This window comes from uncultured Aquimarina sp. (genome assembly GCF_947500065.1).
GTDB lineage: Bacteria > Bacteroidota > Bacteroidia > Flavobacteriales > Flavobacteriaceae > Aquimarina.
The window spans coordinates 41630-58703 of record NZ_CANMQT010000007.1 but is presented as its reverse complement, the minus strand read 5'-3'; the positions used below and the strand labels follow the sequence as shown (position 1 = coordinate 58703).

9 protein-coding genes are annotated in these 17074 nt (G+C 31.0%); 3 read left to right on the top strand and 6 right to left on the bottom strand.

Features of this window, described 5'->3' with window-relative positions:
* Positions 1 to 119 precede the first annotated feature (119 nt).
* The 3 genes from Q0975_RS19265 to Q0975_RS19255 form a co-directional block, all read right to left on the bottom strand.
* Positions 120 to 4022, bottom strand: a complete 3903-nt coding sequence (locus Q0975_RS19265) for an InlB B-repeat-containing protein (RefSeq protein WP_299439668.1) — start codon at positions 4020 to 4022, stop codon at positions 120 to 122.
* Positions 4023 to 4126: 104 nt separating this feature from the next.
* Complete coding sequence (locus Q0975_RS19260) at positions 4127 to 4879, bottom strand: LytTR family DNA-binding domain-containing protein (RefSeq protein ID WP_299439667.1); 753 nt, start codon at positions 4877 to 4879, stop codon at positions 4127 to 4129.
* 3 nt (positions 4880 to 4882) lie between these two features.
* Complete coding sequence (locus tag Q0975_RS19255) at positions 4883 to 7801, bottom strand: sensor histidine kinase (RefSeq protein ID WP_299439666.1); 2919 nt, start codon at positions 7799 to 7801, stop codon at positions 4883 to 4885.
* Between the two features lie 174 nt (positions 7802 to 7975).
* Between Q0975_RS19255 and Q0975_RS19250 the strand changes: the two genes are divergently transcribed.
* Entirely contained in the window at positions 7976 to 9433 is a 1458-nt protein-coding gene (locus Q0975_RS19250) for a sodium:solute symporter (RefSeq protein ID WP_299439665.1), read from the top strand.
* Here Q0975_RS19250 and Q0975_RS19245 read toward each other — a convergent pair.
* The 3 genes from Q0975_RS19245 to Q0975_RS19235 form a co-directional block, all read right to left on the bottom strand.
* Entirely contained in the window at positions 9410 to 9772 is a 363-nt protein-coding gene (locus tag Q0975_RS19245; RefSeq protein WP_299439664.1) for a CoA-binding protein, read from the bottom strand. The genes Q0975_RS19250 and Q0975_RS19245 overlap by 24 nt on opposite strands.
* Before the next feature lie 293 nt (positions 9773 to 10065).
* Positions 10066 to 11793 carry a helix-turn-helix domain-containing protein gene (locus Q0975_RS19240; protein WP_299439663.1) on the bottom strand — a complete coding sequence of 576 codons (1728 nt, stop codon included), beginning with the start codon at positions 11791 to 11793 and terminating at the stop codon, positions 10066 to 10068.
* A 304-nt stretch (positions 11794 to 12097) separates the two neighbouring features.
* A complete protein-coding gene (locus Q0975_RS19235) occupies positions 12098 to 13525 on the bottom strand; it encodes a M57 family metalloprotease (RefSeq protein ID WP_299439662.1) in 1428 nt (475 codons plus the stop codon).
* A gap of 344 nt (positions 13526 to 13869) precedes the next feature.
* On the opposite strand from Q0975_RS19235, the gene Q0975_RS19230 reads away from it, so the two are divergent.
* Positions 13870 to 14133: a hypothetical protein gene (locus Q0975_RS19230; protein WP_299439660.1), complete on the top strand. Its 264-nt coding sequence runs from the start codon at positions 13870 to 13872 to the stop codon at positions 14131 to 14133.
* A gap of 276 nt (positions 14134 to 14409) precedes the next feature.
* The gene (locus Q0975_RS19225; RefSeq protein WP_299439658.1) at positions 14410 to 16830 is read left to right on the top strand and encodes a TonB-dependent receptor; all 2421 of its coding nucleotides are present in this window, start codon (positions 14410 to 14412) and stop codon (positions 16828 to 16830) included.
* The last annotated feature ends 244 nt before the right edge of the window (positions 16831 to 17074 follow it).

Below are 17074 nucleotides of genomic sequence, written 5' to 3'. Positions count from 1 at the left end.
TCATTAATGTTATTTCTAAACGATATTTCTGAATTATTTTATTCATTTAAAAAAATTAGAATATAAAGCCTTAAAGAGAACTTTCTTTAAGGCCTTATATTTATGTTCTAGATTTTATATTATCTTTTTATGAATCGCTGAGCTCCTTTACCTTTGTTTGTTTCGATAATTAAGAAATAAACTCCTTTGCTAAGAGACGAAACATCTATTTGGGTACTATTAGTTTCTAATACTTTAATTTCGTTTCCTAATATCGAATACAATCGAATAGAAGTGATCACCTCATCGGTTTTGATATGTAAATTATTACTTACTGGGTTTGGATACACCATAAAAGCTACAGGAAATTCCTGATCATTTATTCCTAAAGTGAGATCACTAAAAGTAGCTGTTATATTTGTATTACCGTTAATAGTAATTTGTAATGGGTTTGTGTTTCCTGAAGCATCACCACTCCATCCATCAAATTGCCAATTTTGATCAGCTGTTGCAGTTATCGTAACTACCTCACCATTGGTATATGTACCTCCTGCCGGAGATAAGGTAACATTTCCATTTCCGGTAGTGTTAACCACTAACATATATTGAATCTGACTAAATGTAGCTGTAACCGTTTTATCAGCATCCATCGTAATCGTTAATGGATTCATAACTCCTGTAGCATCTCCACTCCAACCATCAAATTGATAACCTGCATCTGGTGTTGCAGTAAGAATTATTGATGTTCCTTCATCATAAGTCCCATTTGTTGGATTTGGATTCGTACTTACTGATCCATTAGTTGTATTAAGAATCAAAGTACGTTGAATTGTACTAAATAATGCTGTTATTGTTTTATCAGCATCCATCGTAATCGTTAATGGATTCATAACTCCTGTAGCATCTCCACTCCAACCATCAAATTGATAACCCGCATCTGGTGCTGCAGTAAGAATTATTGATGTTCCTTCATCATAAGCCCCATTTGTTGGATTTGGATTCGTACTTACAGCTCCATTTGTAGCATTGATAGTTAATGCACGTTGGATAGCACTAAAGGTTGCTGTTACTGTTTTATCAGCATCCATAATAATCGTTAATGGATTCATAACTCCTGTAGCATCTCCGCTCCATCCATCAAATTGATAACCCGCATCTGGTGTTGCAGTAAGAATTATTGATGTTCCTTCATCATAAGTCCCTTTTGTTGGATTTGGATTCGTACTTACAGCTCCATTTGTAGCATTGATTGTTAAACTACGTTGAATAGCACTAAAGGTTGCTGTTACTGTTTTATCAGCATCCATAATAATCGTTAGTGGATTTGTGATTCCACTTGCATCTCCGCTCCATCCATCAAATTGCCATCCCGCTACTGGGGTTGCTGTTAAGGTGGCCGTTGCTCCATCATTATAGGTTGTACCACTTGCTGGAGTTACACTACCGCTTCCTGTAGTATTAATCGTTAATGTACGGTGAATCTGACTAAATATAGCTGTAACCGTTTTATCAGCATCCATAATAATCGTTAGTGGATTTGTGATTCCACTTGCATCTCCGCTCCATCCATCAAACTGGTAGCCTGCATCAGGTGTAGCTGTAAGAGTTACCGAGATACCATCATCATAGGTTCCATTAGTTGGGTTGGGATTAGTGGTTACAATCCCATTCGCCGAATTGATAGTTAATGTTCTATAAACAGGTGCTGACGAGCCAAATTCATAAGCTCCCATATCAACTGTTGTATTAAAAACTCTTTGATTTCCTAATAGGTCTAATGCACCAACTATGGAACTATTATCACCAGAATCTATTGCTGGTGATCCCGTTTGTACTGTAAAATCATTATTTACAAAATCCGTAAAAAGAGGATCATTACTTGATGAGTTTGTAGCAGTTACTCCCACAGGAAGTCCAGAAAAATTGTTTTCATCTATAGAATTGCTTACAGTCATGGTTGATGGATCATCAATAATTTCGTGTACCATAACGCTAGTCACTCCGCCTACACCTCTATTACCCCAAAAAATATTATTCGCTAGAGTGCTTACAGCAATAGTAGCTCCAGTAGCTTTACCAATACCAACCGTAGCTCTATTTAAATTATTTACAGAAGCACCTGTACCTAGATCTTCGTTGTTAACATATGTATTATTTGTTAATGTAACACTTATTGAGGAATTCCCTGCAAGATCTCTAAACCACCCTGCGCTTCCAGCAACCCCTAAAGACGAACCATTATCTTTTGCTATATTCCTATTAAACAATGAATTAGAAATTGAAAAAACTGCATTGGTTCCACTACTACCAGTTTGTCCATAAATACTTGACCCCCATCTAGCTAAATTTTTGGTAAAAACCGAGTTTTCGACAGTTACAAAACCTGTATTATTTTGAAATGATTGTCTATTAATGTTATTATAAATTCCTCCTGCAATATCAGAAGCTACATTGTTTTTAATAATACAGTTACTTACAGTAAGACCTAATGCACTAGATCTTTTGTATATGGCAGCACCGCTCTTTTCTTCAGAGTTTGTTCCGTTTGCATGCCCATTAGAAATTGTAAATCCATCAATAGAAATGTTGTTTGTTGCATTTTCAATCACAACAATATTGTAAGCATTTTCAGCTCGAGTTGTATTTGAAAAAGATAATACACTATCATCATTACCCATAAAATCTCCTGATAATATAGTTTCATTGTTCCTAAAATCTCTTTGAAAAACATCAGTTTCTGTACCTATAAAACCACCATACAACTTTGTTCCTGATCTTGAAATTAAAAAAGAATTGCTTCTATCAGAATTATCTGGTGTATAGGTTCCTTGTGCAACCCAAACTTCCTCATTACTTGTAATTACAGATAAAGCATCATATAAAGATGTAAAAGCATTTACCCAGGAAGATCCATTGTTTTCGCCTGTTGCATTTACATCTACAAATACTTTTCCTATAATCCTTAATGTTGTAAAATCTACAGGAATAGACCATGAACTGTTTATAGTACACTGCTCTCTTATGTACAGTTTATAATCTGTAAAAGAATCCAGGTTATTAATAGTAGTAGATGAAGCCGCACTTACATTTGTTATGATGGTTGCATTAGAAAAAGGTTCTGATGCTTTATGATATGCTATATCAAATGTTCCAGCTACTGAAACATCTACATTTGCAGAGTTAACGGTAATAGAAGATGTAGATACTATATTTGAATTTGGAGGTAAACAAAAATTATTATCTTCCGCAACTTGCAGTACTTCTGCATTGGATAATATTCTTGTATAGATATTGATATCATCGATAGCATCCTGATACCTGTTTATGTTAGGTAAATCATTCGTTCTATTATTTCCTATTGTTATGTTTACATTTGTATCATGAGATTCGGAAAGATATTGATTGCCTGCTGAACCATTCCGTATATCTCCTCCTGATCCCATACTGACACCATCGACATAAATTTCTCCAATATTTCTGGCTGTATCGGTCGCTCCTGATGATGATGTGGTAAGTGTGTTAGAAATTGTAAGTGCCACATGATGCCAATCTCCATCATTAATTAATTTATTGGCTAATACTCCACCTCCTCTATAACTTCCATTGCTACTATACCTAACACGTAATGAAAAACCTACCTTTCCATCTTTCAAGTAGATATAATATCCTGCCCAGGTATCGTCTGCCTGGTTACTTCTACCATTTGTATCTTCAAAAATAGTTTTCACATCACTATCATTGATAGTCGTTTTGACCCAAAAACTAATGGTTGCTGTATTTCCTAAATTAAAAATATCATTTGGGTAATCTATGTCTATTCTTGTTAAATGATCTCCTGCTAAATTTACAGCATTGTTCGGATTCAAAAATCGATCATCTACAGCTGTCAAAGCTGTTCCGGTTTGTGTGAAATTATTTCCATTTGCAGCATCAATAAAAGTACCATTGGTGAATTGGTATTGAGCAACTAAATTATTTGTAGGGATTTGGGCAAAAACTACACTGCTTATGAATAGCATTACATAAAGTATTCCTGTTTTCATATTCTGTCTTTTTAAGTTCGTATGAAACAAAAATGCTTATTATACTATATGATTAACTTGCTTTTTTTCTGAAAGTCCTATTTTTTTTTCTGAAAGTAAAAAAGTTAAAATACTTCTTTAACAACTCTTATAAATTCTTCTTTCTTGTCTTTAGCAATAGGTATGGTCTTATTATTCTCCATAACCAAATGATATCCATCTTTTTTAGAAAGCTCTTTGATATGTTTTAAATTAATTAAATATGACCTATGTGGTTTATAAAAAATGGATTTGGATTCTAGTTGAAGTATAAAGTGTTTTAATGGCTTACATATCAATTCAGTTTTATTATCCTGAAGATATACTTTTGTATACATCCCATCTGCTTCAAAATACAAAACATCATCATGAGAGACAAAAATAATTCCTTTAGGTATATCCAAAGCTAATTTATTCAATGACAACTGTTTAAATGATTGTTTTAGGTCTTCAAACTTGTCATTGATTGTCTTTTCTTTGGCTGAAATCACAGCTTTATTTACTGCAATTTTTAGTTCTTCTACATCAATGGGTTTTAATAAATAATCTATTGCAGAAAGTTTAAATGCTTCTACTGCATATTGATTATATCCGGTAGTAAAAATAATTTGAAAAGTAACTTTTTCATCTTCAAAAAAATCTAAAATTTGAAGTCCCGAATATTGTGGCATTTCTATATCTAAGAAAACAATATCCGGTTTTTCTGTTTTAATCATCTGTACACCAGACTCTAAATCTGGGGCCTGTACTATATCTGTAATATCATTACATTCGATTTCAATCAAAGCTTGCAATAATCTTCTTGCTTTATTTTCGTCATCTATTATTAATGCTTTCATAAGTTATTTATTTACTGGAATCTTTATCATAACCTTAGTTCCCATTGCTTTTTCTTCTTCGTATAAATCAACAATATTAACTTTTATCTTATGCTCTCGAGCTGTATTCAATAATTCTACTCTTTTCTGATTTGCGTTTGTTGCAAATGAAGCATGACGAACTCCATGTTTCAAGTTTATCTGTTCTGATGCTTTTCGACCGATTCCATTGTCTATAATAAGACATTGTAAGTTATTACCTTTGCTATCTAATTTATACGCTATTGTAAGTTTTCGATTATCTTTTTTGTGTAATAATCCGTGTTTTAAAGCATTCTCTACATAAGGTTGAATAAATAATGGTGGTACTTTTATAGTTTCTAGAGATAAGTTATCATCTATATCAATAACATATTCTAATATATCTTCAAAACGATCTTTTTCTAACTCGAGATAAATTTTTAATGCATTCAATTCTTCTTTTAATGAAATTTCGTTTGCTCTACTATGTTCTAAATACATTCGAATTAATCTAGAGAATTTAACCAAAAAAGCACTAGCTAAGTTTTTCTCATTCAACACTATATACTCTTGGATAGAATTTAATGCATTAAATATAAAATGTGGATTCATTTGCGAACGTAAGTTTTCTAACTGAGAAAGTACTAACTGCTGATTGATTCGTTCTTTATCCAGTAATACTTCTTGACGTTCTTTTATCTTTTTGATTTTTATTATAAAATATTTCCAAATAGAAAAAATGGTTACTAAAAGTACTCCTAAATAGAACCACCAAGTTTCCCAAAATGGTTTTTGTATAAAAAATCGTACTTCTCTTATAGTATCTTTATTAACATTACCATCAATAATTGGACGCACTTGAAATGTATACTTCCCCGCTGCTAGGCTATTATATTTTATAGTATTTTCTCCAGAATCGGTAGTTACCCAATTATCTCTATATCCAACTAACCTATATTGATAATTACCTTTTTGACTAAATGATATACCGTTAACATTAAAACTAATTTTTATTGCATTCTGATTATAATCTAGATTATACTTATCCAATATTTCAACTTCATTTTCATTAATTTCGATAGCATCAATATATATGTTTGCTGGGGATACTTTTTTAAAAACCTTTGTTTTATCAAATCCTATCAAACCTTTATTTGATGATAAAAAAACTTGATCATCAAACACTTCTATGCCGGATACTTTATAAGAAGGAATACCATCCGTTTTTGTAAGATTCTTAAATTCCTGAGAATTTGAGTTTAAAACCTGAACTCCTTTTGAGGTAGCAATCCATAGATTATTACTATCGGATTGTATGTATTCTATTTGATTAGAAAGTAAACCATTTGATGTATTATAATTCGCTATTACTTCTGTTCCTTTGATCGCATATACTCCATTTTTGAATGTACCTACCCAAATTGTTTTGTCTATTGTTTGTGTTATTGAAATAGCAAGAATCTCTTTGTCGTTATATGTGATTTCTTGTTGTTTTTGGTCTTTTAAAACTATCAAATTATCTACATAACCAATATACCCTAGCTTATTTTGTGTATCATAATATGTAGTATATGCTCTCTTTCCATCCGTTAGTATATTATTTTTATCAGTACTCTTTGAGAAGTATGAAACACGCCTATACGTGCAGTAAAGTAATGAGTCATTATCTATTTTAGAAAAACTTTTTACACCCTCAAAAAAAATGTTTTTTTCGTATTCAAATGTTTTTTTATTAATAAAAAAAGAATTCCTATCTGTTGCTACATAACTGTATTTTTTAGTAGCATCATACAAGACACTAGATATCTTAGCACCTAGGTTTATAGATCGTAAACTAGAATTATTAAAATCAAACACACTAACAACTCCATCTACTGTACCAAAAAATAAAGATGATGTACTTGCTTTATCAAGCTTGGTTATATTACTTATATTCTCAGGAATTTGATAATCAATAATTTCAATGTTTGGTATTACAAATATACCATTCGTTAATGTTGCAAGCCAATAATTTTTATCCTTGTCTATTATTACTTTAGTTATATTTTCATTTGAAAAAAAATGATTTATTAATTTGAAATTTCCACCAATATCTTTGTATATATAAGCACCAGTATTTGTTAAAACCCATATAGCATCTTTTATCTCATTTATGGCATTTATCTTTTTATTTTCAACTTCAGCAAAGCCATTTACTTTTTTTATGATTCCTTTTTTTTGATCTAGAATAGAGAAGTAATTTTTATTAAGTGAAGTTTCATGAACGATCTTTTTGTTTCCATACACTATCATTTGTGATCTACCTCTTGACTCTAATTTTATTTCATCAAATCCGTCATACGTTTTCAGGAATTTCTTTTCCTGTTCCTTAAGTTGCTTATTAAACTCCCAAATACTGTCATTACTGATAATTAAATATTGATTATTGATCTGTCTAATTTTACTAAGCCCCAAAGACATCTTAATTTTTTGCGAAACCTTTTTGGTATTCAGGTCTACTTCATACATAGAAAACCCGTTGGTAATTATAAGCTTTGTTTTCGTAACTATAAACTCTGCCAATTGCCCTTTTAGTTTATCTTTAAGATCTATAAATTGTATCAATTTATCTCCTTGTACATAAAAAAACTGACCCGAAATATTTGTACACCAAATACGACCAGATACATCTTCAAAAGGTTCGAATACCGAGAGCCCTCTTTTTTGTGGGTTTGTATACTGTTTGAACCCCTTACCATCATATCTAAAAAAGCCCTTATCAGCTGCTAACCAAACAAAACCTTTTTTATCCTCTATTATATTATAAAACTCAATATCAGGTAAGCCATCTTTTTCGGACAAATGTATTGCTACAGGTTGTTGAGCTATGACAACATAGCTATAACAAATAAGCACCCATAAAATGATTTTGTACTTTATCATAAAAGCAATTAGGTCTTCTCTAAATTACGACTTTGTTTAAAAACTATGGTTGTTTTCTTCTGAAAGGACTTCTTTTATTTCTAAAAGTGGTGGTATTAAAATTCTATATAAAATACATGTATTGATTAGAAACTTTTAATTCGTATTTTGGAGGTCTATTAAATCGGATTCTAAATGCAACCCATACATATTCTGCTTTTAATCGCCGCTTACTTTGGTGTATTACTTTTGATTTCATATTTCACAGGAAAAAGTTCAGGAAACGAAGCCTTTTTTAAGGCTAACAAACAATCGCCCTGGTATGTGGTTGCTTTTGGTATGATCGGGGCTTCGCTAAGTGGAGTTACATTTATATCTGTCCCAGGATGGGTTGAAGGTGCCCAGTTTAGCTATATGCAGGTAGTGTTTGGTTACCTGGTTGGCTATTTTGTGATCGCTTATATTTTAATGCCAATCTACTATAGATTAAATGTTACCTCTATTTATCAATATCTAGAAGAAAGATTTGGGGTAGTTAGTTATAAAACCGGAGCTTTCTTTTTCTTTATATCAAGAGTTTTAGGGGCTTCTTTTAGACTATACCTTGTTGCAATTGTATTGCAACAATACATTTTTGATGAATGGAAAGTACCTTTCGAAATCACAGTTATACTTTCTATACTTCTTATATGGATATATACTTTTAGAGGAGGGATCAAGACAATTGTTTGGACTGATACATTACAAACCTTATTTATGTTAATCGCTGTAGGAACAGCAATCTACTATATCAATGATCAATTAGGATGGTCATTCTCGGAATTTCTCTCTTCTGAAAAGCTAAAAAATTATGATCAAATATTTTTCTTTGACAGCTTTTTAGAAAAAAATCATTTCTTCAAATCATTTATAGGAGGTATGTTTATTGCAATCTGTATGACGGGATTAGATCAGGATATGATGCAAAAAAACTTAACTTGTCGTAATTTAAAAGAAGCACAGAAAAACATGGTTTCTTTTAGTTTGGTTCTGATAGTAGTCAACTTTATCTTTCTCTTGTTAGGTGCTTTATTATTTATATATGCAGATCAATTTAATATAGCCACTCCAATTGTAGATGGTGATGTAAAAACTGATTTACTATTTCCTGAAATAGCAATTAATGGTGGGTTAGGTATTGTATTGGCTGTTGCATTTATTCTAGGATTAGTTGCTGCGGCATATAGTAGTGCAGATAGTGCTCTGACTTCCCTAACCACATCTTTCTGTATTGATTTTTTAGGAATCGAAAAAAAAGATAAAAAAGATCAGGTAAGTATTCGCAAAAAAACTCATATCGCTATGAGTATCTTATTAATCATTGTTATTATAGTTTTTAAACATGTACTAACTGAAAATGTGATAAGTAATTTACTAACTGTTGCCACTTTTACCTATGGACCATTACTCGGTTTATTTGCCTTCGGAATTTTCACCAATTACAAAATAAAGGATCAATATACTTGGATTGTAGCATTGATCTCCGTTCTAATTATTATTGGAGTATGGAAAATACCTTCTGAATTACTTGGTGGTTATAAAATCGGTTATGAATTGCTTCCGTTAAACGGCTTACTGACCTTTCTAGGTTTAGTACTGATTCGTAGAAAGTAATACCAAGGTGCAAGCCACCTCAACTTCTATAGCAGCTTGCCTTAATATTTCATAAAATTCGGGATTTTCGGTTCCTGGATTAAAGATGACTCTTTTAGGGTTAAGATTAACTATATATTCATAGTATTGCTTTTGTCTAGCTGGATTAAGGTATAAAGTAATCGTATCAATATCCTCAAAATTAACTGAATCAGTTTCTATTGTAATACCAGAAACGACTCCTTCACGAAGCCCAATAGCAACCACATCTTGTTTATAAGTAACTAATCTATTTATCGCAAGATTAGAATATCGATTAGATTTTAAAGATGCTCCTAAAACCAAGGTTTTTTTAGACATAAACTAAATTATTTGATTGCAAAATAAAGTTAATACAAAGGTATTACATGGATTAAACGTTAAAAATAAACGCTAAAATGTTAAAAACAAAAATCACGTGTAACATATCCCTTACCTCTCACGTCTTATAAGAAAGAAATATGATTTTTCATAAATTTAGTTAGTTAGTTACTTAATAATCAAATTTTATTCATAGTTGATGGTTAGTGTTACTATTTGATTATTATAAGAAGACCGCTCCTTATCCAGGGGCGGTTTTTAATTATAACATTTTCTATTATCCAAACAGATATTTAACCATTCTCAAGTTCTGAATTTATCTTTTCAACAAATCCATAGGGCGTAATACCAGTATAGTTTTTAAAAATACGTGTAAAAGATCTTGCATTTTGGTAGCCTCCTAATTCTCCTATAGCTTTTGTAGTATATGATCTTACTTTTCTATCATGCTTCAAAACACTTACAATATGATTAATTCTTAATTCATTTGTGTATTCACTAAAGTTCATTTGTTTGTAATCTTTAATGATTTTAGATAAATACGTTGTATTAGTGCCTATTTTCTTAGCAGTATTATATAGGTTAAACTCTTTTTTCAGAAAATACTTTTTTTGTTCTAATTGTATTAGTTTTTCAATAATCTCCTGATGTTTATCGTCCTTTATTTTAAAATTATTTAATGTTATTTCTGGTTTCTCCCTCGAACTATTTTCCGAAATTACTTTTAACAGTTGCTCTAATCGATTTTTAGCTTTTTTCTTTTCTCTACTGTTTTTTATAACTAAAAGAAAAACAACTATCGATAGAATTACCAATAGTGATATGATTACCTGATAAATGGATGTGCTTTTACTGTTTTTTTCTTGTAATGCTCTAATAGCAATTTCCGTATCATTTGTCTTTAACTGGTCATTAGTACTTTTAATTTCTTGAATCTTACTTTCTGTTGCTTGGTCCAAAAACCTAGTAGCAAGGTTATTATAATACATTGTTGAATCTAAATTCTGCTGAAATAAATATATATCTCTGAGATATTCATGAGAATGCACATAGATGAAATCAATGTTGTTCCCCTTGTTAAGACTAAGAGTTTTATGAAAAAAGAGTTTTGCTAATTCATATTTCTCTAAACTATAATAGTTAAAGCCAGCATTATAATATACTTCATATAATTTTGATGATTCTACATCATGAAAAAGCTCTAAGCTCTTCTCATAATAAGGAATAGCTTCAGCATAAGATAATTTTCTCGTATAAACAATTCCCATTCTAAAATTAAGTTCTCCCAGATCTTTTATATTTAGATTAGGTTGCTTAAAACATTCTTTATAATAGTAAAAAGCTGAATCAACTAAATGATGAGAGCGTGACCTATCTTTTTTTAACAGGTCGCTATATACACTTCCTATATCTAATAATACTTTTTTAGAAAACTTTGTATAAATTTCATCCGAAAGAAGATCTTTATTCTTGTCAAGAAAAGAACGCATTGTTTTTAATTGACCTAATGCTTGTTCTAATTGGTGCACATCTTGCTTAATTAAAGCAATATTACCCATTGTCTTTATCTGTACTTCTATATTACCACTCTTTTTTGCATAATCATCAGCTTTTAAGTAGTACTCTAATGCTAAATTATAATTCTCTTTTCTTTTATAAGAACCTCCCATAGTTATATACACTTGAGCAAGAGTTGTATAATCCGTGGGATTTCTTTCTGCTTCTGCTAGATATTTTTTCAAATTTTTAGCAAAGAATATGGTATCGTAAACTCTTTTATCTTTAATATGTAGGTATTCTTTTGCTGCAAACCCAAAAACTTTATAAGCAATTACATCCGATGTAATCAATCTATCCATGTAATAAATGGCGCTATCAGTTCCTATCTCACGGTTTTGATAGTACTTCTCCTTAAAATTATTTAGTTCTTTGAGATTAAACCTCCTTACTTTTTCTTGTTGAGAATGACATACTACACAACCAAATAGTAATAAAACTAAAAAATAAAGAATTCTATGCATGATGATCAATAAAGCTAATATGTAGAATAAGTGAGATTAATCTCAAATATTAATTAAAAGTATTAAATATATCAAAACCTAGATAGCTTCACCCTTTTTTATTACTAAATGATACTTACTGTTTTTAACGTATAAAAAAATTAAAATCTTTTGAAATTGAAAGACAATAAGTTAATTGGAGTTTAAATATGACTTTCAACTATAACTTTCAACTATGACTTCTACAAGTCATAGTTGAAAGTTATATATAAAAATGAGCCGTCTTTTTGGACGGCTCATTTAATTAGATATACTAAGATGTTTATTATAGATCAAAGATCTCCGCCACACCTTTTTTCACCGTAAATACTTTATCTATATAATATGTTCCACAATTATTACTTACTCTACATTGTGCTGTATATTGTCCTTCTGGTGCAGAAGGTAACACTTCAATCACTCTATAAAACTGGTTATTTCCTGCTATATTTATTTGAAAATGTTGTGAGGCATTTGGAAATGCGTAACTAAAAACTGTCCAGTCTACACCCGTATAATTAGTAAAATTATTACTCGAAGTATAAAAAATACCAGATTGATACGTTTTTAGTAAACTAGGCCCCGTTACTACTGGTGGTTGATTAGGAGAAGGGATTCCGGCTTGAATATTTTTTCGGACAGTTTCTCCATTAGAAAGTACAGCTTCGACATATGTGCCTCCAATCGGAGCAGTACTACTGCCAGCAGAAGATACAGTAATACTAGTACTTGTACTAGAAACAACGTATAAGTTTGATGATGTAACCCAATTAATTGCCTGACCTTCTTCTAAGGTATATACTCCACTACCTCTACATATTGTTGATGGACCAGAAAGAGAAGCATTAGTATTATTAACGGTGCAACCTCCATAAAGATAGGTAACCGCTACGCTATCCATAGTAGAAAAAACATTTTCATTATCAATAAACTCTAGACCATCACGCATTAGAGAACTTGGATCTTCCGCAGTACCTGTACCTGGAATTGGATTACCATTATTATCATCCGTGTGTTTAAAACCAATACAATGTCCTAATTCATGAGCTATTATATTTCGCTTTTGAACAAGTGTTGTCGAATTTAGATCAATTGGAATATTTGATATAGAAGAATTTGGGTATTTCAAATTAATCCAAACAGTATGGAAAGGAGCTCCATCTATAGTTGGTTCACCTGACCATCCAAATTGACCAGCTCCTAAAGGTCTAACGATACCATCCACTATATTTATATCGGCAATAGATGCATCAGTGGTTAACTGAAATTGAACACAGCTACCCTCACCAATAGTATTCCAAGCAGTGATGGCTTGATTAATAGCAGTTCTCCACGTATTACCAGATGGTTCAATAGTAAATGGCATAGGTAACTCGGAAAACACATAAATTATATTATTATTACCTATATAATCATCACTAACCAAATTATTCGATTGATAATGCGTTTTAGCTTCTAAGGATATATAATCGTCAATATTTTTTGAAAACACCAGATCTCCTTCAACCAAATAATAGGTGTCAAATTCGATAATATCCTTTATATCATATCCTTTTTCGATAAGTTTTTCGACAACAGGAGTCATTTTTAAAACTCCTTCTTGTAACTCAAGTGATAATTCTTGCTCTTCAATACTATCTTGTGTACAACTTTGAAATAACAGTGACACCGCTAGTAAAATGGAAAATGTAATTCTTGACAAACTTTTTTTCATAACGTAATAATTTAAGGTTAAAAATTTATTCGATTTTTTTAAAATTGATGATGTTATAGACATTTATAACGTATGTCTATTACTTAATCTAGAAACCTATTTCGGCCTTCTTTTTCTATTTAAATAGGTTACAAATATTTAGGTTTTAAGAGTTAATTAAAAACATAGTATGTCATAAATTATAAAAAGAGGTATACATAATTTTTAAAAAATGAACTCATAAATCAAACATAACCACCTGAAAAACAATGTTATAATTTACAAAAAATCTTACACTCAATAGCGTTTATCATTTGAAGTACTTAATCTATATACCTTTGTTTTGAAAATAAAAAACAAGAATCATGAATGAAAAATGGAACAGTGAATTATTAACTTTAGAATTGACCAGAGAAGCGCAAAAAACTATTGGTGCAGGAACAGGAACTGTCAGTCCACCTAGCACTAAACCGGACAAAGTAAAAACCACATCAGGGGGAACTACAACGGGATCAGACCCATATGAATCATGTGGTAATGAGCCTGTCCAATATATTCCCCCTGGAAACCATCTGAATCCAGAATGGATTATCTGGAATGATTGTTTTTCAACTTTTGGACTGCAATAAATCTATAAACTTTATAGTTTGAAAAATATGAATCCAAACGGAACCAATAAATTGGTTCCGTTTTTTTTATAAAATACTATAGCATATAAAATAATTAAGAATCCTTATTTTTTAAAATAATGTTAAAACCTAAATAGAGGTGTAACACAAATCACACTGGATCGTCATATAACAAACACGCCTAATCAACGTGTATAAACTGGTAAAAACTGCACTGTTCTATTGTGTAATACAAAGTGCGGTGTTTACATAAAAATCAATCAAATAAACGTTAAAATGAAAAAAATCAATCTACCTGGTCGACAGACCGGTCAAAAAACAATTCTATTCTTCTTATTATTATGCTGTGCATTCGTTATGGGGCAACCTAGTAATAATGCAGTTGTGGGAACCATTCAAGGAAAAGTTATCGATAAAAACTTAAATGAGCCTATCCCCTACGCTACAATAATTATTAATGATGGATCAGACAAATTAATAAACGGAGGTATTACCAAAGAAGATGGAACATTTTTAATCACTGATGTTCCTAAGGGAAATTACACATTAAAAATACAATTTATAGGATACACAAGTTATAGCCAACCTATCGAAATTTCCAGAAAAAACAAAGATATTAACGTAGGCATTATATCTCTGGAAGAAGAAGCTCAGGCATTAGATGATGTTACCATAATAGCGGAACGTACTACAATTGAGCAAAAAATTGATCGAAAAGTTATTAATATTGGAAAGGATTTAACAACTACCGGAGGTACTGCTGCCGAAATTATGCAAAACATTCCATCGGTAAATGTAGATCAAGATGGAAATATAGCATTACGTGGTAATCCTAATGTACAAATACTTATAGATGGTAAACCTACTAACATTTCTCCAGCTCAATTATTAAGACAAATTCCTTCTACATCTATTAAATCGGTAGAATTAATTACCAATCCATCCGCTAAATATAATCCTGAAGGTATGAGTGGGATTATTAATATCGTATTGCGTAAAAATGCAAACATTGGTTTTAATGGAAATATAAATCTAGGATTAAACTGGGACAAAAATGCACGATTCAATAGTTCAATTGACCTGAACTATAGAACTGGTAAAATAAATGTTTATGGAAATTATGGTGCTAATATTACAAAAAATCTAAATCAAGGTTTTGTGTTTAGAGGAGACCAAAACTATAGAACTGATTTTCGTTTTCAAGATAATAACAAATCTCATTTATTTAAAGTAGGTTTTGATTATTATATCAATGACCATAATACAATATCGCTTTATACGAATCAAAATTTATTTGATGGAACTACAGCAGGAGCAACGGATATCCTGTTTTTTGACACTCCATCAGACAATATTTTTCAAGACCTTATAAATAATAGTGAAAATCTGGGATCTACCTATAATTTTGATTATAAGCATGATTTTAAAAAAGAAGGTCATAATATAGAACTAGAAGTTGATTATAACGTTTTTGATAGCGATAGTGATGATGACTTTAATTTTGTTGGAGGAACAACATTAGATTATAATGATGTATTAAATAATGAAAGAACAAACACTACTATTAATTTAGATTATGTAAACCCTTTGTCCGAAAAGACAAAACTAGAATTAGGGTATGAAGGGCGATTAAGACGTACAGATAATGAATACCAATCCACATTATTTGATGATTCTCAATATCGTTATGATAGAGATATCCATGCATTATATGCTACATATGGGAAAAATTATGAAAAATGGTCATACCAATTGGGAGCTAGACTTGAAAGTTATCAAGTAGAAGCTATCTTTAATAACGAAAAGATATTCGAAGATGATATTTTCACAATTTATCCTTCAGCATATTTAACGTATACACCAGGAGAAAAGAACACCTATCAATTAAGTTATAGTCGAAGAGTAGACAGACCTGGACTAAATCAAGTAAATCCAATTAGAGAGTGGAGTACGCCAAGAATTACTTCTAGAGGAAATCCTGAATTAGATCCACAATTTACAAACTCAATCGAATTAAATTATACACGTAAACTAAAAGGAGGATCCATTACCGCCGGAACTTTCTACCGCTTAATTAATGACGAAATTAATCAGACTTTATTGGCCGATCCAACGGTAGAAGAAGGTCAGATACTTACTTTTGAAAATTTCGACAATAATACTGCTTATGGGTTAGAAATTTCCAGCAATTATCGCCCAACCAAATGGTGGAATTTTAATGCCAGTTTCGATCTATACGCTCAAACTCAAAAAGGTATTGTAGAAGATATTGTAGAAGTTAATGGAGTTGATGAGATCATTCAAGTTTCTAGCGAGGTAGATGCTGTTGTTTATAATTTTAGGATGAACAACAATTTTAAAGCAACCAAAAACTTGACTTTTCAGGTATTTGGATTTTACAGAGGAGAACAAGAAGGAATTCAATTTAAAACCAAACCATTTTATTTTGTAAATACTGGAGCTCGATATAATTTCTTACAAGGAAAAGGAACTGCAAGTATCAACTTTAATGATATATTTAACACCATGCGTTTTAGATTTTCTGGAGATTTCCCTTTTGAACAAAGCGGACAATTTCAAGGTGAAACGCAAACTATATTTCTTGGATTGTCTTATCGTTTCGGTAGCGGGAAAAACAGAAAGGTTTCTAGAAAAAGAAGGGATAAAAATGAAAAATCCGGCGGAGGAATACTTTAGATTAATCAAATAATATGTTAATTTCATAAAATATTCACATATTATTTGTTAAATTTAAATATTATGCAAATAAAACAGTGCTAAGTTAAAAAAATGTGAAAAACACAATCTTTTTGTAACACTATACGATTTGTTACGTCTATTATAGTACCATTACGGTTATAATTTATTTGAATTAGCCTTTAAAGAAAAAAAATAACCTGGTAACAACAAATCGCGAAACTATTTTAGTTTCGCGATTTTT